The 21,478-nt window shown below is 39.1% G+C and carries 20 protein-coding genes; 4 read left to right on the top strand and 16 right to left on the bottom strand.

The genetic code is table 11. The features are described 5' to 3' along the window. Positions 1–191 precede the first annotated feature (191 nt). Positions 192–2,108, top strand: coding sequence for a subtype A tannase (locus ACHCNF_RS16160; protein ID WP_408072484.1), 1,917 nt, complete (start codon positions 192–194; stop codon positions 2,106–2,108). Between the two features lie 236 nt (positions 2,109–2,344). Then, positions 2,345–3,142, top strand: a complete 798-nt coding sequence (locus ACHCNF_RS16165) for a zinc ribbon domain-containing protein (protein ID WP_408072485.1) — start codon at positions 2,345–2,347, stop codon at positions 3,140–3,142. A 391-nt stretch (positions 3,143–3,533) separates the two neighbouring features. On the opposite strand, the gene ACHCNF_RS16170 is transcribed toward ACHCNF_RS16165, so the two are convergent. The 3 genes from ACHCNF_RS16170 to ACHCNF_RS16180 form a co-directional block, all read right to left on the bottom strand. Further along, entirely contained in the window at positions 3,534–4,547 is a 1,014-nt protein-coding gene (locus tag ACHCNF_RS16170) for a hypothetical protein (RefSeq protein ID WP_408072486.1), read from the bottom strand. A 34-nt stretch (positions 4,548–4,581) separates the two neighbouring features. Beyond that, positions 4,582–5,199 carry a YunG family protein gene (locus ACHCNF_RS16175; RefSeq protein WP_408072487.1) on the bottom strand — a complete coding sequence of 206 codons (618 nt, stop codon included), beginning with the start codon at positions 5,197–5,199 and terminating at the stop codon, positions 4,582–4,584. A gap of 145 nt (positions 5,200–5,344) precedes the next feature. Then, positions 5,345–6,217, bottom strand: a complete 873-nt coding sequence (locus tag ACHCNF_RS16180; RefSeq protein WP_408072488.1) for a LysR family transcriptional regulator — start codon at positions 6,215–6,217, stop codon at positions 5,345–5,347. A gap of 204 nt (positions 6,218–6,421) precedes the next feature. On the opposite strand from ACHCNF_RS16180, the gene ACHCNF_RS16185 reads away from it, so the two are divergent. Then, on the top strand, positions 6,422–7,084 hold the full coding sequence (locus tag ACHCNF_RS16185) for an epoxyqueuosine reductase (RefSeq protein ID WP_408072489.1): 663 nt from the start codon (positions 6,422–6,424) through the stop codon (positions 7,082–7,084). A gap of 19 nt (positions 7,085–7,103) precedes the next feature. On the opposite strand, the gene ACHCNF_RS16190 is transcribed toward ACHCNF_RS16185, so the two are convergent. The 6 genes from ACHCNF_RS16190 to ACHCNF_RS16215 form a co-directional block, all read right to left on the bottom strand. Continuing rightward, positions 7,104–8,354, bottom strand: a complete 1,251-nt coding sequence (locus ACHCNF_RS16190; protein ID WP_408072490.1) for an STAS domain-containing protein — start codon at positions 8,352–8,354, stop codon at positions 7,104–7,106. A 263-nt stretch (positions 8,355–8,617) separates the two neighbouring features. Next, positions 8,618–9,400, bottom strand: a complete 783-nt coding sequence (locus tag ACHCNF_RS16195; RefSeq protein WP_408072491.1) for a PrsW family glutamic-type intramembrane protease — start codon at positions 9,398–9,400, stop codon at positions 8,618–8,620. Between the two features lie 86 nt (positions 9,401–9,486). Then, positions 9,487–10,575, bottom strand: a complete 1,089-nt coding sequence (locus ACHCNF_RS16200; RefSeq protein WP_408072492.1) for an acyltransferase — start codon at positions 10,573–10,575, stop codon at positions 9,487–9,489. A 470-nt stretch (positions 10,576–11,045) separates the two neighbouring features. Then, positions 11,046–13,028, bottom strand: a complete 1,983-nt coding sequence (locus ACHCNF_RS16205; protein WP_408072493.1) for a substrate-binding domain-containing protein — start codon at positions 13,026–13,028, stop codon at positions 11,046–11,048. Then, positions 13,025–13,168 (bottom strand): hypothetical protein, encoded by a 144-nt coding sequence (locus ACHCNF_RS16210; RefSeq protein ID WP_408072495.1) that lies wholly within the window; start codon positions 13,166–13,168, stop codon positions 13,025–13,027. The genes ACHCNF_RS16205 and ACHCNF_RS16210 overlap by 4 nt, the downstream gene beginning before the upstream one ends. A 1-nt stretch (position 13,169) precedes the next feature. Continuing rightward, positions 13,170–13,388, bottom strand: a complete 219-nt coding sequence (locus ACHCNF_RS16215) for a hypothetical protein (protein ID WP_408072496.1) — start codon at positions 13,386–13,388, stop codon at positions 13,170–13,172. 112 nt (positions 13,389–13,500) lie between these two features. Between ACHCNF_RS16215 and ACHCNF_RS16220 the strand changes: the two genes are divergently transcribed. After that, positions 13,501–14,406 carry an alpha/beta hydrolase gene (locus tag ACHCNF_RS16220; RefSeq protein ID WP_408072497.1) on the top strand — a complete coding sequence of 302 codons (906 nt, stop codon included), beginning with the start codon at positions 13,501–13,503 and terminating at the stop codon, positions 14,404–14,406. Positions 14,407–14,457: 51 nt separating this feature from the next. Here ACHCNF_RS16220 and ACHCNF_RS16225 read toward each other — a convergent pair whose 3' ends face one another. The 7 genes from ACHCNF_RS16225 to ACHCNF_RS16255 form a co-directional block, all read right to left on the bottom strand. After that, positions 14,458–15,036, bottom strand: coding sequence for a hypothetical protein (locus ACHCNF_RS16225; protein WP_408072498.1), 579 nt, complete (start codon positions 15,034–15,036; stop codon positions 14,458–14,460). A gap of 35 nt (positions 15,037–15,071) precedes the next feature. Further along, positions 15,072–15,311, bottom strand: a complete 240-nt coding sequence (locus ACHCNF_RS16230) for a hypothetical protein (protein WP_408072499.1) — start codon at positions 15,309–15,311, stop codon at positions 15,072–15,074. Between the two features lie 162 nt (positions 15,312–15,473). Then, entirely contained in the window at positions 15,474–16,469 is a 996-nt protein-coding gene (locus tag ACHCNF_RS16235) for a hypothetical protein (protein ID WP_408072500.1), read from the bottom strand. A gap of 155 nt (positions 16,470–16,624) precedes the next feature. Then, positions 16,625–18,127 carry a CAP domain-containing protein gene (locus tag ACHCNF_RS16240; protein WP_408072501.1) on the bottom strand — a complete coding sequence of 501 codons (1,503 nt, stop codon included), beginning with the start codon at positions 18,125–18,127 and terminating at the stop codon, positions 16,625–16,627. A gap of 10 nt (positions 18,128–18,137) precedes the next feature. Next, a complete protein-coding gene (locus ACHCNF_RS16245) occupies positions 18,138–19,388 on the bottom strand; it encodes a leucine-rich repeat protein (protein ID WP_408072502.1) in 1,251 nt (416 codons plus the stop codon). A gap of 39 nt (positions 19,389–19,427) precedes the next feature. Then, positions 19,428–19,940 carry an RNA 2',3'-cyclic phosphodiesterase gene (gene thpR / locus ACHCNF_RS16250; RefSeq protein ID WP_408072503.1) on the bottom strand — a complete coding sequence of 171 codons (513 nt, stop codon included), beginning with the start codon at positions 19,938–19,940 and terminating at the stop codon, positions 19,428–19,430. Positions 19,941–19,961: 21 nt separating this feature from the next. Continuing rightward, positions 19,962–21,395 (bottom strand): family 43 glycosylhydrolase, encoded by a 1,434-nt coding sequence (locus tag ACHCNF_RS16255; RefSeq protein WP_408072504.1) that lies wholly within the window; start codon positions 21,393–21,395, stop codon positions 19,962–19,964. Positions 21,396–21,478: the final 83 nt, after the last annotated feature.

Below are 21,478 nucleotides of genomic sequence, written 5' to 3' on the forward strand. Positions count from 1 at the left end.
TTTTTTATCATCTTTCAGCTCTGATGATAGTTTATCTAACTGCCCTTGTTTTCTGCCACTACGCTTATTATATGCAGCAATACCATCTTTGATTGCTTTTGAAATATATAATAAATTTTTAGTTTTGATTTAGTTTAATGCCTTATCATTGCAATATTGAAACAAAAAAGAATTATATCCAGGAGGCATCAATGACCAAAAGGAAGATTTTGTTAGCATTAGTTTTAGGCACTTCGATCGCTCTTACTGCATGTGGAAGCAAAGAAGCATCTGAATCATCAACAAGCACTGTGAGTGAATCAGCAAGTGCACAGGACTCATCGACAAATACAGAAGCTGAAGATGCAGAAGCTGCAAATTCAGAGACAGAAGAAACATCAGAAATAACAACGAATCTGTCAAAGATTGATAATACAAAATGGCTGTATAACGAAGAAGATAATGTATATTATCAGCTCGGGATTCAGTATTGTGAGACCCCGTCAGATACTGAATATGAAGAACTTGCAGTAATAGCTCCCGCAGCTTATATGGATGCAACAGATAATGGTGACGGAACTTATACCTGTACACTTGACACAACTGCTGAAGTAAACGGTTATACTGCAGAAACAGCACCCATAGTATTCCCTGTAAATACACCCGGTTATGCGGCACAGTCTCCAATGACAGAATACACCAGTGTTTCTGAATACACAGATGCCGGCTTTATATATGTACATGCCGGCTGCAGAGGAAGAGATGCCGGAGCCCCTGCCGGAGTTACCGACTTAAAAGCGGCTATCAGATACATCAAATATAACGATGGAAATATTGCCGGAGATATGGATAGCATATTTACATTTGGAATGTCAGGTGGCGGTGCACAGTCAGCTCTTTTAGGCGTAACAGGCGACTCTGAGCTGTATGATGATTATCTTGAGGCTATAGGTGCTGTGATGGGCGTCAGTGATGCTGTACTTGGCGCACAAGGTTGGTGTCCTATCACTTCGCTGGACTCAGCAGATGAAGCATATGAGTGGATGATGGGAACAACACGATCAGGACTTACGGATGAGGAGCAGAGCATTTCAGATGGATTAACTGAAGCTTATGCCGAGTATATAAATAGTCTTGGCCTTACCGATACAGAAGGTAAGGCATTGACACTTGAAGAGAGCCAAGACGGAAGATATCAATCAGGCAGTTACTATGAATATATGATCAGCGTCATTGAGGAATCATTAAATAATTTCCTTGCTGACACGCAGTTCCCGTATGATGCAGATTCCTCAAGCCAAGGGCATCAGGCCGGTATGGGACCTGATGGCGGAAACGGTGGTTTTGCCGGAGGACCTGATGGTAATAAAAAGGAATTTGGCGATAAGAAACCGGAAGCATCTCCAAACGATGCAGATATAGAGGCTTCTGATGAAAAAGAAGCAGAAGGAAAAGAACAGGTCGACTTCACAGCTATAGATAATATCTCAAGAACAAAGAACAGCTCAGGAATTTCTATTTCCGGAACTTTTGAAACGGCACAGGATTATATCGATGCTTTAAATGCCAACGGTACTTGGGTTACTTATGATGAAACAACCAATACAGCTTCGATAACTAGCATTTCAGATTTTGCTAAAGCTGTGAAAACAGCATCTAAAGGAATTGCGGCTTTTGATCAGCTTGACGAATCTCAGGGAGAAAACACTCTTTTTGGCTACGGAGATGGCCAGGGTGCTCACTTTGACACGATGTTGGCTGAAGTTCTAAGTGAACTTGGATCGGATTATGCAGCAGATTATGAGGAAGATCTTAATACAGAGGATGCAGCAGGACACACTGTTGACTACAGACTAAATATGTATTCTCCATTGTATTATCTCCTCTCAAGTTCAGAAGGTTATCAGACTTCAAATGTTGCAAAATATTTTAGAATTAACACCGGTATATGGCAGAGCGATACTGCAATTAACACAGAGGCAAATCTGGTTCTTGCGCTGCAAAACTATGGATCTGATGTTGATTACAGCTTTGTCTGGGGCCAGGAACATACTATGGCTGAAAGAGAAGGCGATTCTACAACAAACTTCATCGAATGGGTCAATGAATGTGTAGCTGCTGAGCAATAAGTTCCCTGCTGATGTATCCGGCAGGAACTTTGCCAAAGGGTAACAAGAGCGAAAAGCCCAAACACATAGTAAAACGGATAGACTGGTTGCTTTTGATGAATTCGAAAAATAAGAAATAGTCCACTAGAAGTCATAGGGTCCTGTTTTTCTGAGGAAAAACGGGAATCTATGACTTTTTAAATAATCTATACTGATATATACTATTTAGCACAAAGGATTACTCTAAAGGAGACGGCATGAAAATAAAATGTGATTATTGTGGAAATACATATGAGGATACCGCCAGTCAATGTCCCAACTGCGGCGCTCCGAATCCTTCACACCAAAACAGCAATAACCCAAAAACTATTGAAGAATTAAAAATATGGTATCGTGACAGGAACCTTCCTGCGCCGGAAGTAACAAGATTCTTTATTGGTGTTGATTACAAGGAACCAAAAGCATTTGGTATTTTCAAAGATGCTAATGGTGAATTTGTTGTATACAAAAATAAGGCAGATGGCACTCGTGCAATCCGATATAAAGGAAAAGATGAAGAATATGCAGTTAATGAACTGTTACAGCGACTTAAGGATGAAATAGTCCATCAAAAGAATTTAAATTCAAATAAGGAAAGTGCCTCAAAGAATCATCCTGTTGGATCATTTTTTTACAAGTTTCACCGATTTTTTTTCAAAAGCTTTTTTGTAATTGGAATACTTTCCGTAATTTTTTCTTTTATTATAGTCCCGATACAAAATCGACATAACGGATATTATCTTTATAACAGAAGCTATTACTATGATTATCAGGATAATTGGTACGTTTTTGACGATGACTGGTACGAAGTTCCACTCAGTGATAATGCTCCATCTGTTATCAGTACAAATTACGATGATTATTACGTCTCCGACAGCTGGAACAGTTCTATCGCAACAACTGACTGGAATAACACATCCTATTATGAGAATTTTCAATCTTCAGATTCTGATTACGATTGGGACTCTAACGACAGTTGGGACTCCAATGGAACTGACTGGGACTCAGATTGGTAATCTTTTTCCTTGACTTACTATGAACTATTATCATATAACAATAAGAACTTGTTTGAAGGGTATTCGTATCCTCAAATGATATCCCCTTAAGTGTTTGGTCGCACTTGAGGGGATTTTTTATATTTCAAACAGCAGATCTTTTATCAACTCCCTAAATGATTTACCATTTATGAATGGCATAGTCAGCAAACCAACAAAGTCTTCTTGAGATATGACTGTTGCGTACTTAATTCCGTTCATCATTGCCTCATTATCTTCTTGCTAAATATTTCCAGCGTCAGGTCATTTTGCTCTGAAGGCTTATCCTTGGAATCTATGAAGCAACCACAATGGAAGATACAGATTTGCGCCCTTTATAAACTCTTTCATACCATGAACTCCTCCTGGCAGCTTATTTTTCCCTAATGATATTGTTACATTCTGTTATGAATACCTGAAGGTCGTTGTACATCTCTTTTATATTTTCAGCATCTCCATTGCCTAAATCATAGTTCCAATCCATCAGATCATCATAATGCTCTTTACCATTTACACCATCTGAAGCGAAATAATCCTTAAGCGTAAAGTATTCAGCATACATATAAGGTATGTTGTTACTAAAGTTATTGCCGATGTCTGTTCCAAAGCAATACTCGTTAGCTGCTCCTATATGTTCACCCTTTTCCCTAAGTTCCTGAGAGAAGCCATCTTTTCCGATCGTCTTCATAACCCATCTTCCAAGATTGTGAGCCTCTCTATATATAGAGTCGGTTTTCTGTACAGGACGTGAAGCACGAAACTTCTCAAGAATGTCATCTGCGACAAGACCTGCCAAAGGGTCAGAACCAGCATCTATGAGGCCTTTTACTACCTCTTCATCGCTTACCACTTCGATAGTAGCCTTCTCAACGTCATCGATAGGCTCTTTCATATCGCTTCCGTAAACATATGTTATCTTGAATTCCTCGTATGAATGGTCTTTCACATACTGTATCTGATCTGAATCTAACTCAACAGTAACTATGCCATTATACGTTATATCATCTGCAGATCTGTCGAAATCAACAAAAATCCAGGGGCCATCTATCCATTCACTACTATACCAGCCATAGAAGGAATGCTCCTCACCGGATTTATCAGCTTTACTTGATGAAGTTTCCTCTTCAACCACCTCTTCATCCGGTGTTGTTTCCGGTGTAATTTCGGGTTCGCTATCTTCTACAGGATCTGCCTCTTTTTCCTCGGGTATCGCTTCAATATTGTCAGCAGATGGCTCTTTTTTCGTTTCTGTTTCAGGCTGTTCTCCCATAGCCCTCTCAGTACTATTTCCTGTTATGGATTTAGCCTTTTCAACCATGCTGCCGCAGCCACAAGTCGCAGTCAGCATTGAGGCTAATAATAAACATGTTATAAGCTCTTTCTTCATACTCGTTCCCTCTGTATATTTATTTTTTGTAACGTTAATACTGTACTCTTCTCCCATGTTTTGCAGCATAATCTGCCCATTTCTTCCCTTTAATAGGATTTTTATCACCATATTTGCCTGAAAAATATGCTTCTGCCAGCTCAGCAGCTGCATCAATATCACCTTTAGCTGCTCTGTCTATCAGCTTAAGCATTGAGAGCTTATCAAGCCTTTTTCCCAGCCTTTCCTTCAAAACAAGATATCGCTGATGCTTCTCTTCTTTTTCAAAATGAATTTCGCGTAACTGAATGGGATTGTTCTCGTAATCAAGTTCTTCGTCGCCAAACTGTTCACTGGTAAGGTCAAATGTTCTTCCATCTATGACGTTATAGCAGTGGTAGTTTCCACCTTCACGCTCAATTCCGTAAACACCGCCTCCGAAAATATCCTGAATAAGAAAAGCTGTTATAGAGCACTGTCCTAGTGTCATATTCGTTGGCGTCCACTCATCCTGCATCCTGGGAGCACAGGTTTCTTTTGACCATATCTCTGTAAGCAAATCATACATATCCCTCATATCACGAATATTCTCAAATCCGGCTGTCACCGGAGATACTTTGTCCGCATCTTCCCATCCATAAAATCTATATACGCGCTTAAACTCTTTTTCCATCACATTCTCCTAAATTTTAATCTAACTGCTTTTAATTTCACATAGATTGACCTGCACAATCTGGGTATTCCCAGAGGTACTGGTCTATACAATAGTTATTTCAATATTTCTTCATCTAACAAAAACTGCTCAATCCCAATATATGTTATACCGTTATCATCTCAACCAGACTGTCCATTGCCTTATTCTGATGCTTGTCTTTATGGATTAGCACCTGCGAATAAATAGGAAAATCAGGCCCTTTCCATGTGAGGCGTTTGAGTTTGCTGCTCTTTGTTTCTGCTTCCGCAGTCATATCCGGTATGAATGCTACTCCCAGTCCGTTTATTGCAAATTGTTTCAGAATTTCTTTACTGTCTGTTTCCAAAACAATCTTTGGCGAGATTCCAGCCGACTCAAGATGAGAAATCAGCATGTGCCTGAAATTGCAGCCATGTCCGGTCAATAAAAGAGGCAACTCTTTTAGATCTTCCGCACAAATGGACTTTTTGGCAACAGGAAAATCGGGAGATGCATAGAAGCCAAGTTTTTCCCGTTTCTTGTGCAGGATCTTAATCCTCTCATCCTTGAAAAGCGGGTTCAGAGTATAAACAAGGTCGAGTTCTCCCTTCTGCAAAAGATCAGGGATGATCTCATGGGTAACAAACTGTATTCTGATCTCAGTCCTGGGATTATTCATATTATATTCCATCAAGATCCGTGGAAGGCGGTTTATGCAAAGAGACTCAGAAACACCCAAATTCAATACTCCTGCCGGGTTTTCTTCATCTGTTACATCAAGACGGATATCTCTCTCCAACTGAAGCATTTTCTCTGCATAGGGTATGAGCCGCTCTCCCGATGCGGTTAGTGAAATTGCTTTCCCCAGGCGCTCAAACAATACGCATCCCAGCTCATCTTCCAACTGTTTGATCTGAGTTGTTACTGTAGACTGCGCATAACCAAGACTATTGGCAGCTGAAGAAAAGCTTCTCATTTCCACAATCTTCAAGAAGGTACTTAATTGTGTGATTGTCATAACCGCTCACCTTTTTCATTAATACTGTTTAAACCATGACTTCTTGAACGCAAAGATGAAAAAGCGTTCAAGAATCCCGGCTTTGGCAGGACATATGATTCAAATTAATTGAATATTATGCTCATATATTTCAATTATACTGATACCACACTTGATGGTATTATACAATTGTATTCCATCAAAAACAAGGAGGGAGGCCTTTTCATGAACGAGCTGCAGACCAGGATTGTTGAAATCTTTGAAGACTCGCCGGACATGATTTTTGGATTTACAGATATATCCTATAGTGATTTTGGAGAAGAATTCAAATCCGGCCTTGTGTTTGCAGTGCCATATACACAGCAGTTATCACTGAATAATTACAATGAGAAGGCCTTTCATGAAGGTATACTCGGCGCAAAAGACAGGCTGGAAGTTAAGGTGGGAGAAATAGAGAATGTCTTGAAAAAAGACGGCATCCGCTATTATGTTCCGGAAGTTGCTCAGAAGGACGATGGTCGTTTCAGGGCAGAGTTTTCATTTAAGGATGCGGCAGCATCTGCCGGCGTCGGTTGGTTTGGGAAAAATGATGTCATAATCACGGAAAAATATGGTCCAAGGGTAAGATTATCCGCAATTCTTATAGATTATGATTTTGAATATGGAAAGGCCTATGAAAAATGCATGTGTCCGCCTGACTGTGATAAATGTGTTGAAGTCTGCCCTGCCCATGCGCTGTTAAATGTACGTTGGAAATTAGGAATGGGCAGGGACGATATTATCGACATATCCCGTTGCAATAAGGTCAGGAGTGCCTTTATGGACAAGCTTGGACGATGGGGCGCATGTGCATTATGCCTTGCCAGCTGTCCATACGGGAAAGGGTAACAGAATACAATGATATGACTCATTCAATGTCCAAACTATCACTGAAACCGGCCTGAATGAGGATGTCAGATACAACCTCATTCGCGCCTGTGAGGCTCACTCCTTCTTTACATTCCTTCTGCATGATCACCAGCACCCGCAAGCCGGCAGAGGAAATGTAGTCCAGGGAATGGCAGTCAATCCGGACTTTTCTGATGTCGCCGGATTCACGCTGTTCCTCGTACTTGGCCAGCAACTGCGGTGCGGTCAGTGAATCCAGGCGGCCGGTAAGGCTAATCCCAAGCTCGCCATCCTTAAACTCAGTGTGAATCGTGAAACTATTGGCCGTCTCGGTGCTGCTCTCTGCCGATCCCGCCAGCACAATCTTCCAGAATGCAATATCTTCCACAGCCTTTAGTACAGCATCTTGCTGTTCCTTGGTCAGTGAGGCAAATGACTTCGTATCCGCAAGGTATCCGGCAATCCGAATCCGTTCTGCTTTCAGGCCGTGCTCTTTAAGGATGGCTTCTGTCCTTTTAATATCCTCATCCTCATTCCCATAGCGTACCATCAGCTTATTATGTTCAGCTCCCACATCCGCTTTTTCCTTGAGGATACGACTTGTATCATGGCTGGATTCTCCGGGATGTATGGCGCTCAATATCCGGTTATGCTCCGGCATAACCTCGAAATCCGCTGTAATCCAGCATCCGCCGTGAATACTCAGCAGCTTCCGGATATTATCCAGAAAAGAATTAGTCTCTGAATCATTTAAATACATCAGGAGGCCTTCAGTATTGATGCAGATGCTTCCTTTAACATCTTCAAGTGCTTTCTCAAGTGATTCGCCGTTTGTAGCGTCAGCAGGGCAAAACCGGACAAGGTTTTGCTTTTCCTCGCTTATCAGCGACGGAATGATGTCGCTTATTTCCGATATGACAGGAGGCAGGTCCAGGCCGATATATGTCACACCCTGTTCCGCCATTTCGATGGAACGGGGGGTATATCCACAGGGCAGATCAACGAACACAGGGAATCCTGAATCAAGTGCCAAACTGCCCATCATATTGTACCGTGATTCCAGGATAATCCGGAAGGTCATTTCTTCCTCCGTGGCCATGCTGAGAGACTGGCTCTTCTGTGTATCCTCTGTCAGCCCCATCTTTTCGGATATCTCGGCGGCATAAGGATTGCCCTGCTGTGCCAGCTGGAACAGGGTGGTTTTCGCTGTGTTAAAAACGGGATTCGTTTTCTCATATAGCTCACTGTTATCCTCTGAAGATTCGCCCATAAGATCCCCTTCATGGGAGCCGGACTCAGTTTTTTCTTGATCTTTCCACGCTGTATCTGTTTGGGAAGCACTGGGATTCTCATCAGGGTTTGCTGTATTACTTATTAATCTCCATGACAAAAAAAGATAAGTACTAATGCCCCAATAGAAATTAATATCTTTTTCACGATCAGTCCTCCATCCGGCTAAGCAAATTGTTCACTATCATATATAGAGCCATTTGCATGGGCCCCTGTTAACGTATCCTGATATTAGTGATCCGATTATTCCACTTCGCTAATAACCATATTATTGAACTTTTCAGCATTCTTTTTGAGTCTAACTATCATACGAAATGAATAAACAATAAATCCGACTACTACAACTAATGCATACACGCAACCAATCGTAAGCATCAAGGTATTTTGCTCTGCTGCTCCCTGAAATACCATATAATTACCGGTTGTACCGGCGTCATATAAAGTATGAATAATAACCGGGACAACAAATGCAGCTATGTTAAAAATTGCTACAGGCCCTGCATTATTCTTTTTGTTGTACATGGCTATACCTAAAAATTCGCCCATAAGCATATCCATAGCCATGTGACCCGGCATCATTGGAAGTCTAACGAAAAAACCTGCCAATTCAGAAGCATAACTATAATCTTCTGATATAGAAAATCCTATTCCTACCGCTGCGCCTATCAATATATATTCATATACATTCTTTACCTTTTTTCTAAATACGCACAGAGTGATGATTACCATTATTAACTTAATAAACTCTTCCGGAAACGCTGCAAATAAAAAAGGTGCCAGAAATTGTCTAGCAACTACCGGCAATTCATTAAACTTTGCAGCACCACCCTCTCCAAATGACATCATCCAAAACACAACAGCTCTAGACCCAATTATTTCAGAAATTATGCCAAGAATAATTGGCAACACAGCTTGAGGAACACCAATCTGCGGAGGTTTATCCCTTTTTATCATTCTAATATAGAGCCACCCCAAAACTCCAGTAGTTACTAATCCTGCAAGTATTTGTTGAATAATAGTAATCATCCTGATACCTCCTCGTTAACATTGATTCATCGATATCCACCGGGATCATTTCATACAATTACGGTAACTTTGTTATAAATATATTATCAGGAAAAGCGTTGCTCCAGACCTGCAAGTTTTTCTTCAACCTTCAATTTTCGGAACAGTAACTCTCTTATCCAGTCAACCAACGAACATATTACGAATATTCCCAGTCCGCTTGCAACAATTCCGATGCACATAATAACAGGATTCTTTTGTGCCAAAAATGCGAACTTTCCGCTAATGAAATAATAGGAAAGCGCCATATTATCGTGTATTAAATATACCCCAAAACATACCGGACTAAAAAAACTGATAACGGCCATGACAGCCGGATTAGTTACTTTGACTCTAATAAAGGCACACAACATTGCAATTCCCCCTATCAGATACAAGGAAGATGAATAACAGTCGAATGAATTAAGCGCAAATATTGCTTCTATAACTCCCTGTTTTTCGAGGAAATATCTTATCATCCAGGCCAAAATAGCACAAATAAAATAAATCAATAGCCATTTATGAGTCGTTAGCTTTTCAAATATGTTGTATTTACGGATAAGACCACCGGTATAATATAATACGATAAACCATAATGTACTGTATCCCTGATTAAGGCAAAAAGCATATTCCTGCCCCAATACCGTTGGCAGAAACGAAAAAATAATAAACATACCGGTGAATACAGTAATATCCTGTTTCTTATTAAAGTGTTTTAATCCCAAACTCACAAAAGGCGATAATATGAACATACCGACATAGGAAGTAAAAAACCAATATCTGCTAAAATTATTATCAGTATAGAATGTGGGGATTACAGCTTTCCAAAGATTTATCAGACCTATATCCTCCGGAAACAAGAATTTCAGTCCGATCAATATAAACAACGAATAAAATAATACTTCTGCCCACAGTGTAAATAAATGATAATACTTTATTTCTTTATCAAAATAGACATATCCTGTGATCATGACAAAACAATTGATGCTGACCAGAAAAAAATCCTCTAACAACCAGGCAAATTCATATTGTGCCGAAAACGGAGTAGCCGCATTTATTATTCCGCCGTGTCCGTTCACGTGCATCATAGTTACCATCATCATAGAGATAATACGCAGAAGATCAATCCCATACTCTCTTTTAGTCGTTTTTTGCATACTTATTATCCCTCCGGTATCTTTAATTAAGAATCAGCTGCCATATAATCAAAAGGCGGAAGGTCTCCTGTAACTCCTACTTTGACAGTATCTGCTCCATCAAAGGGTTCAAAATATTGTTCTTTTTCGTGTTCTGAGAAGACATATTAAGGCTCCAAAAACAGTGCCCAGAATAAGCGCTACAAACGATATCTGCGCAGTCACCCAAAGACCTTTCAGTATTGTCTTCCACGAATCCCCGTAGAAAAGAATTTTGTATAATTTTTCATAAAGAGTCATCTCTGCTCCTATAGCAAAATCATATCACTACCAATTAATTATACTTACTCTGCTGATAGGATTTTATTAGACAACTATTAGACTTCTATTATCTTTTTCTAAAATGTATAATTATTTTAAATCAGAAAAAGAGAGCAACCAGTCTGATTGCTCCCTCATAAATCAAAATAATCATAGAATACCCATATTTTTTACCTCGTATTAGATGAAGCTTTCCTGAATGCAATCTGTTTAAACAGATTGAAAATACCGCTTTTAACCGCATTATTATCATGATCTGCTCCGATTATCTCATACCATATATGGTCTGCTCCATTGTTCTTTAAAAGCTCATGATATTGCTTTGGATATGTTCCTACAACAGAGTCCTTGGTCCCGCAGCAGACAATGAAGACCTCCGGTGTGACAGCATCATCTGCAAATTTCATTTCGTTTTCTGATATCTGTCCTTCATGAGTCATGAAATTATCCTTTGTTGGTACAATTCCGGGTGCAGCAGAGATTGCGCATACATAACCAAACAATTCCGGTCTTTGAAGTGTGATATATATGGTTTCCCTTCCGCCCATCGAAAAACCTGCAAGATATGTGTTGTCCCTTCCTGTTGCAACTGAATACACGCTTTCAATATGTGGCATAAGATCATTAACGAGATCATTTATGAAATTGTCATAAGGTAAAACACTTTCGCTATCAAATGCCGGTTTCTGCTCAGGATCGGATGTTGCATACATATCGGGACAAACAATGATTGTCTCGTCTATTAACCCGTCAGCAGCCATATTCCCGACAATTTCCCTTAATTTGTTGGATTTATCTTCAGAAAAAGAGTACTCATTTCCAAATATACCATGTAAAAGATAAAGAACTGGATATTTCTTATCCTCGCTGTAATCTGCCGGAAGTAGAATACAGTATCCTCTCTCCAAAGAACAGGTTTCAGAATAATAAGTTCCATGGGAAAACTCACCGTAATTCACATTTCCTCTTCTGGTCTCATACTGAACCGGACACCTCTCATCTATCTCATCATTTAGAACAAATTCTGTTTCTGCTATAGCAGTTTCATCATCAGTTTTTATTCCGGAAGCAAATGAGCTCATGTCCTCATCGTTTACCTTTTTATTTTCTCCGCCATTTTCATAAACCGTCATATTGTTATTGTTCTCCTCCTGGTCATTAATTTTTTCACGATGGCTTCCACCTACGTAGCCGCATGCTTCTATCATGTTCTGGCCTTCATCAGATAGTAGCCAGTTGACAAGTTTTGTAACATTTTCATTATTATTATCTTTTCTGTATACTACATAGAAATTGGCAGATATTGGATATGAACCGTTTTTGATGTTCTCAACATTTGGATATATTCCATTTACAGATAGCATCTTAACGTTGTCATTGCCTACCATCCCGGCAAGATAATATCTAAAAGAATAACCAATCGCTCCACCAAATATTGAGAGCGGATCTCTCCTACTAATCATATCGCCTTCCATGAACGTCTCCATCATGGTCTGGCTTCCTGATCCTTTAATCCTAAGAAGGGGATTGATAAGGCGGTCGGGGCCTTCAACTTCATTCCAGTTCTTAATATTGCCTCTATATATTCCTCGGATCTGATCTATTGAGAGATTCTCTACAGGGTTATCCTCATTAACAAAAAAGACAAAAGCTTCAAGGCCTATAGGCACGATCTCAAGTTCTACGCCCATATCTTTGGCATAGTCAAGCTGCTCCCGGGATGGATGAGCTGTAAAGAAAAGGTCCACAGAGCCCTCTACAAGAGCGTTATATCCTCTTACTGTATTCTGAAACTGCATGACGCTGTCACTTGCAAAATTTTCTCCAAACTTGTTGTCATCAGAAAACTTGCCGCCTTCATAAGTCACACATCCCTCAGGATAGATATTGTCAATCACTGAGGCATATACAGGAACAAGCGCTGCTGCGCCGTCCAAAACGGGAAGGTCATCATCTGCATTAAAATGTAATGAAGATCCTGTTCTTGCAAGATTCGACTCCTCTTCAAAGGGCAAGTAGCTTCCAACATCAACCATCCTGTTCTTGGTAGCATCGCTATAGTTATTGCCAAGGCGTCTTGTAATCGTCACATACATAAACACATTGACTATTAAAAAAAACATAGCCATGAGAATAACAATGATCTTCTTCATAGCCAGATCTCCTTGGAAACAAAATATATGATTGATGAATTGGTATAGGCATAATAAATATACACAGCATGAGCTATGGTAAGAAGCAGCCCTGTTATAGCTTCAACTATCAAAAGCTTAAAAAATATCTTATCTCTCATATCACATGTTACTCACTACGGCTATTGTAAGAAGTATAAATAAGATGATCAACGTCAGTGCTGTAAGAAGTAAACAGCTGCTTATAATAAACCAGACAAGAAACCCTGCTCTTCTCTTTCTTTTTTCTTTTTTGGCACTTATCTCTTCTTTTATAAAAAACACCAGTGATACTATAAAATTAACGATTATAGCAATCCCGATATATTCAACACCCTTCATTCTGCTCCTCCAACACAAATAAAACTTAACTATTTGCTTTTTTGATTTTTTATGATATGATTCTATCTTAAAAATCATTTGTTTATTTTTTTTGTAAGAAACGAGTCATTATATGATAATAGTAGTACCAATAATTCTAATCATTTTATATCTTTTTGTCTGCGCAATACTTGCAAGATCTATGGGACTTGTTAAATGCATCGATCCCAGCATAGCATATCAGAAAGAAAACCGTAGACATTTTCTGGATGGTTATAAGAACTGGAAAAAGGAAGAATATATAATTAAATCCTTTGACGGCTATGAGCTACATGCAACATATATTCCTTCAGCCATACCTTCCAAAAAATACGTTATTCTGGTTCATTCATCAACTTATTGCAGAATTGGAGGAATCAAATATTTTAACATATTCCAAAAAATGGGATATAATGGTATTCTCTTTGATCTTCGTGGGCATGGTGATAACAAAAAGTCTCCATCAACATGGGGCATCAAGGAAAGCAAGGATCTTCTTAGTGTGATAAATGATACAGTTAACCGTTTCGGGAATGATATCAAAATAGGCGTACACGGCGAGTGCCTTGGCGGTGTGACTGCTCTTACCGCTCTTAAGTATAATCCTCATATTTCTTTTGTTATCGCTGACAGCTGCTACAATTCACTTTATTCACTTCTTTGCAAGCTTGCTCAGCAGGTAGCACATGTATCACCTGTACTTTTTGATCCGGCGGAGATTTTTTTCAAGCTTATGTTCGGATTCTCTTATAAAAACATTTTTACAAAAGACAGCCTTAGAGGCAATAAAATTCCGGTATGCTTCATTCAAGGAGACAGTGATTGCGTTGTACCTGTAAATGATACTATGGAGCTTGAGTCCGCAACCAAGGGCTACACAGAAATGCACATATTTGAAGGCGCAGATCATACTCGCAATATCCTTGTTGACGCAGAGCGTTATGAAGCAATAATCAAACACTTCTTGTACAGTGTCAAATGTCTGGAGCTTGCCGCTTAATTATACAAGAGCTATCATATCACCCTTGATAACATACTAAAAAAAGGAGGCTCACTTTTGTGCTGAGAAGCCAATTTTACCGGTTATCAACGCTTCTATCAAAAGTATTGTTCCTACAAAAACGCTAGCATTGGAAAAATCATCTCTGATAATAAGAAAGGCTGCTATAGCAATAAGAATGATAGTAATCATTACACAAACTATTTTTATCCTTTTCTGCTGCTTCTTATTTTCGAAATCAACAGCATATATGATCAGCCCAAGACTGATACATAGTGCAAGCGTAGCTATAGCAGCTCCTTTCCCTGTTCCACCGCTCTTATATAAATACAGTAGTCCAATGAACTGTATGAAAGCTGCAGAAGCAATCGATATCAAAATTACTATTTTTTTACCAAAATCACTCTTTGCCTCCGGGACCATTGCAGCAAGTCTGAACACTCCCACAACATTCAGGAAAGTACCTGCTACAAACAATATCCAGCCCCAAATTCCCATTTCATCCGGCATCGCACAAAACAACACACATCCAATCATGATTAACGCAATGCATATAACTAACTCTAATGGTGAAAACGTGGGTTTATTCTTTGAATACTTTTCTTCGAGTTTTTTTAAATCAATTTCCATTAGGAACGCCTCCATCAACACTCAATCATCATATTTTAACATAGATACTTTATGTCATGAAAGTCGGGCTGATTCTGCATAGCATGACCGGTTTCGTGGCAGACAGTTGTTACATCATCAGCTTCGCCTAAATAATTCGCATATATAAATGGAATTTTTTGCTCCGGCATTTTTACAGTAAATGCTATGCCGGTTACTTTTTTGTCAGAACCTTCAATGTTTATATAGCCGTTTTCCTTAATTCTTCTGAATATAGAACCGAGCCTTGAATCCATGTCATCATACATTTCTTGTATTTTATTCAGAATGAACTCAGAATCCCCCAGAGGCTTAGCATTTTAATCTGATCAAAATTTGTCATAACTCCAAGAATTTCCCCTGTTACATAGCTCTAATATAAATACAGTAATCAAATGAACTGTTCTTTTTATTAATTCTCACTCAACTACTCGATCCAAAACATCAAAATGTGTCATGTTATAGTATAGGTATAAGCGATCTTCCCAATCCGTAGCTGACAGGTGGATGTCATTATTTTCAGCTAAGGCAATGATTTCGTCTAACATTTTCTGATTCTGAGAATCTGTATAAGTATCAGACGAATTCTCTTTTATCCGAATAGAATCCATATCCAATACTATCGCACCGTCTACACACTTAAAACCAGCTTCAACCACGTCATTGTAACAAAAATAATTCCGATCAAAAACCACCGTTTTATTACTTTCAGTAGAAGCATAAGTTCCCCACCACGACCCATCAGAATAGCCAGAGTCCGCAACTGAGTCGGCCTCTCGAACTCGATCTAAAACGGTGGCATCAAAATGTGTAATGTCATAATTAAACCACATTTCGTAATTCTCACCGCCCAGGCTAATGCCTTTTTTTCCAGCTAAGAAAATGATTTCATCTAACATTTTCTGCTTTTGAGAATCTGTATAAATATCAGACGAATTCTCTTTTATTCGAATGGAATCCATATCCAATACTACCAAGCCGTCTCTAACCTTAAAATCAGCTTCAACTACGTCGTTATAGCAAAAATAAAACTGATCAAGAACCACCTTATCATTACTATATCTGCCGACATAAGTTCCCGAACACGAACCATCAAAATAATGCCAATAGCTTTTTAGCAAAATGGGAATTGTAATGATCATAAAACAAGTCATTAAGGCCAATATGACACTTTTGCCACGAATGCTCAAGGAAACACTTAATTGCTTTCTTTTCATCCACCATCCGATCAGATAAAAAATCAATACAGATAAAGCTGCATCCAGGAAAATAACACACAAAAGATAAGCATAGAATATTCCTTCTTCGCCTCCAAGATAACTCTTATCAAGAAAACTCGCCAAAGCAAACAATAATATTAGTCTAAATAAAGTGAAAGCCACTTTCTCTTTTGACGATGGAGACTGAATGATCATATAAAACAAAATACTGCAGAAAAACGGAAGCAGGATAAGAAGTGAATAGAAAATAAGCATCGATCCGAATAATCCGTACGTAAAACCTGATAGAAGGAAAATATAATCTGTTATTATGGATACCATGATTATTCCTATTGATCTAATAAATTTATTCATTGTTGTATCCGCAGAAATGATATTGTTTTTGACCATTTGCTGTACTGATTATTATCACGGTATTTTTTGTATACTCTTACACGTATCTTATATTTTTTTCCTGCCTTTAGTTTTTTAATCTTTATCTTATTCTTTTTTGATATTATGGATACCCATTTACCACTGCCCTTTTTGTACTGTACTTCAAATTGCACATTTTTTATAGAAGGCTTTTCTACAGTAAGAATAATGGATTTTTTTGAAGCACTTTTCTTTTTTATTTTTGGCTTGTAGCTTTTTAATATCTTTATATTCTTTGTTATGGAAGGGTCCGTAACAGTTACTCTGCAGACGGCTTTGACTCCATTCGGTGCATATGCAACTATATCTGTCTCTCCCTCAGATATTCCTTTTACAGTGCCATTATTCACAGTCGCTATTGAGGTATCCGAACTCATCCACGCGATTTTTGTTTTATCAGGCTTTACTTTTGCTGAAAGCTTTATAGTCTTACCTACATCAATGGAAGCATTGTCCTTGTTAAGATTTATCTCTGTGTTATATACAAGGCAGTCGCTTACACTAAAAAAAGAGACGTCATACTCTATCGGGGAAGAATCAACACCGGATATACTCACATGAAATGAATCACCTGCAGAATATAGGAGATGCGGTTGGAATATTATGCACCCTTGATCACCTTTATAAGAATTATCTACATTGAAATATCCGTCTGCCATGGATGTAGCGGAAAAATGTAAGATTTTCCCATCATTCCTTCTTGTAAGTGTCACTGATACGCCAGATGCGTTAACCGTTTTTCCCACAGTCAATGACCACGGAAGCATGTTATCTACTTCATAGAAAAACTCCAAAGGCATATTCTGAGCAGGCCATGCAACATATCTTCCGTTTTTAGTACCTGACATGTCCAAGGCATACATGGTAGCATAATCATTTACAAGCCCAAATCCCGTCTTTCTCATGCGAGAACTAAGGCACCATTTTCTGTGTCCCACTGAACTGAGGTTATTTGCTCCGTTATCAGCCATCCACCCAAACACAATATCATAATTAAGCCCGTTGCCGGTATGTGCAAGATTACTTTGTGATGCTGCATCAAAGCCGAGTTTATACATGGCTTCATCCATGCCCTGTGGCTTTGAAGGATAATGTGACTGGTAATTGTTTACTGCATTTATGAGTGATGTTGTCTGTGCTTTTTGACAAAGATCTGTATCAAGTGACACTTCAGGAAGACCTGCAATATATCTTACAGCATTAAGTGTGTTTAGTGCAGAATTCAATGAGCCTTGTGAAAGATTGCCTGTGGTGTAAGGCTGTGATGTGCTTGGAGTTACTGAATACGCGGGCATCTCCTCGAGATTAATTTTTTTTGAATAAATGTAATTTCTAATCTCCTGCGGAGACTTTGCATCTATCATTTGGGCTCTCGCATTCATTGAAAACAACAGGATCCCTGCTATAAAAGCTATTAAAAAGAATGATTGTTTTCTCATACCTGTCCCTTTACTTTATGCGCCTGAATTTAGCTTTGCTATTTCCCTTATTCTTGCAAAGCTTCACCGCGTTCTTGTATTGCTTTTTAGTACCCTTGAGCCCTATCTTAAGCTTTTTGTTAGTCCTGTAAAAAGCGTTGCTCTTCACTTTCTTAAGATACTTCGCATTAAGCTTTATGCTTTTTAATTTTGTGCATCCTGAAAATGCGTTTTTATCTATAGTATCTATCCTTGTTTTCGTAAAGTCTGCAGATTTTATGCCTGTATTTGAAAAGGCGGACTGCTGTATACCTGTAATATAAAATTTTTTACCACCCGCTATGATATATTCGTCAAATACAAGATTTTTTTGCGCGCTTCCGGACACAGATCTGATATATGCTTTTCCATTTTTTATCGCATATGTTACATCATTTTCTCGAAGTTGCTGCGGTTGTATCTTCGTATCTTTGCTATAGATATTATAGTAGTAGGTGTATGTTCTTGGATTACATTTTTGAGCTGTGACCGACAGCTTAATTATTATGAAGGCATGCCCGGTTCCAACAGCTTTGCAGTTTCCGTTATCATCCACTTTTATAACATTTTCATCACTTACGTACCATGTAACATCCTTAAAAGAAGCATTAACTGGAGTAATAACAGGAGTAAATTTCCATGTATCTCCTACATGATGATCCATTCCTATGACATCCTCTGAGGACGTAACCTCAAACTTTTCCGGAAGAACAAAACCGAAGAACTGATATAGCCTGTCATACTCGACATTTACGGATGCCCAGGCCACGTTCCTGTTTTTATCCAGTATAATTATCGTGGGAAGGGTGCTTGATGAAATCTGTTCATAGTGCTGACATTCCCAGGAAGAATATGATCTTCCAAGAGCGAGTACAGTATTTTGCGAATGTACACTCTTAAACTCTCCCAGCCTATCTCTTACCTCATCGACAGGCAGAAATATTTGTTTTATGGATATTCCTTTTGCTTCTGCATTGTCCAGAACTGCCATCATAGAATTTGTCCTTGGGCAGGACGTCCTTCCAAAGATGAATGCAAGATAATCCTCGTTGTAATCACTGGCATGCTTAACGGTCTTGTCTTCAAGAATTATATCCAGGCTCTTTAGATAATCTGCTGTTTGCTTAGCGTGTACATTTCCAACCGTTGCTTGTACAACTAATCCCCCAAAAAAGAATGATGCACAAAAGAAAGCCAGCATGTACATGATAGTTTTTGACAGTTTTAATTTCCCTTTTTTCATATCGTCCTCCCTAAAAGCAAAATAATCACCTTACCTGCACTAAAATGCCCGCACATATCCGATCTCTGTGTAAATCATGCCGTGCTTTCCCCGTTCTGATTTCATCAAAGATATTCCATTGACTCTCATCTTTTCTGAGATGTTCTCATCAGACAGTAACTGTATATCTTTAGCTCCGAGAGCCCGCCTTACAAGAGTTATATGGGACACGAATTTCTTTTTATCAAAATCAATGTCATTATCCGAAAGGGCACGCCTTAGACGTTTCACGTAATTATCTAGATCGGGATTATCTTCTACGTTGGCAAATACCATATCTTTGAAGCGCCTCATTCCTGACACATGGATGGTAAAAGACCTAAGTGGCACATCCTTCATGATCTCCTCAATCTTTTCCGGCTCATCGCTCTCGCCAATGAATACCAAAGTCATGTGAAGGTTCTCTTCACGAGTAAAATTGCCCTTTACCCCACATCTCATAAGGTCATCCTGCATCTCTATAAGAGCATCAGTCATATTTGTATCGAAATTAATCGCTATGAACAGTCGCATAGAGCCTCCTTTGGGCTTGCTTCAATCAAATGTAAATCTATCAAAAGTGTACTCTTCATCTGCGTCTTCAGAGAGGAATTCAAAATATATAGCATGCTTACCTATTACACCGCAAGTAAGCTCAGATGTCTTTTCATTTTCAGAGCCATTAAAGACCATAGTTGAAATCACACGTCCATTATATGAATCCAGTCGGACATTTATCTTTACAGGCTTTGCTTCTCCAAGGATTACTGTTACCTTTTTGGCTGATGTATTACCAAACTGAAGATACCTGAATCCCACAGTGGTGCCTGATGTAATATTTACAACCGGAGCAGAAATGTCATCCTTTTCCTCATACACAGGTATTATATGTGCGTTTTTACTGCTTCCAAAGATATGGCAGGCATAGCCGGCAGATATCCACTTGTATGAATCAAGACCGTTTATATGAGGTCCCTGAGAAGTCATTTCCACAGGTTTCGATGATACAGGCTCTCCTGCTATATACTTTATGTCTCCTATATATAGCTTTCCATCTTTTCCAAGCGCAACATCAACCGGTTCCATCATAGCCTGGCGTGAGTATTCATTCGTACCTGTCTGCCTATGGTAAAAGACATACCACTGTCCTTCTATCTCCATGATTGAGCCATGATTGTTGCCCCATTTGTAGGTCATGGTTCCAAGTCCCTGGCTGTCATGAAGTATTTCTCCACCATTAAAGCTGAAATCACCTCCATCATGGAAAGGTCCAAAGGGAGTGTCACTTATACGATATGAAAGGAATCCATTGCATGATTCAAATACTCCAAGTTCAGGAACAGGAACTTCATAGCACTTGGAATAGATATATACATACTTTCCGAGGACTTTTCTGGGACTTGATGCTTCAAAAAAACCGTCTGTGAGAGATATATGTCCATCATCTTTTGGATCCCATGGACAAGAGGAATGTCCCAAAGGATTTTCTACAAGTGTTCCTTCTTTAATGGTCGCCATGTCATCTTCAAGTTCTGCTATATAACATGGAGCAGCACATCCTCCCCAGTACGCATAGACTTTGCCATCATCATCAACAAGCACTCCGGGATCAAAACCAAGTTTGGTTTCTACAGGATTCTCAAAAGGTCCCCAAGGAGTCTTGGACGAAGCAACCACAACGAGGCTTCCGCATCTTTCAGCCGCATAGAGATAGTAAGTATCTCCCTTTTTTACAACATCAGGAGCAAACAACACTGAATCATAATGTGTCTCATAGGATACTCCGTGATATTTCCAATCTGTAAGGTCATTAACAGGTGCAGACCATACAACATAGTTCCTTCCACAGTATTTATCTCTTTCTATGTCATGCGAGCCATATACGTATACCCGCTTCTCTCCGTTATATTCAAAAACTCTGGGTTCTCCATCCGGTACATGCTCCCACAATGGAAGATACGGATTTGCGCCCTTAATAAACTCTTTCATACCATAAACTCCTCTCTTCGGATTATTTTTTAGTGTTTTATATTTTTCTTGGTCATACCAAATATGTTCTTACCAACACTGCC

Source organism: Butyrivibrio sp. NATIVEDY162, from assembly GCF_045999815.1.
GTDB lineage: Bacteria > Bacillota > Clostridia > Lachnospirales > Lachnospiraceae > Butyrivibrio.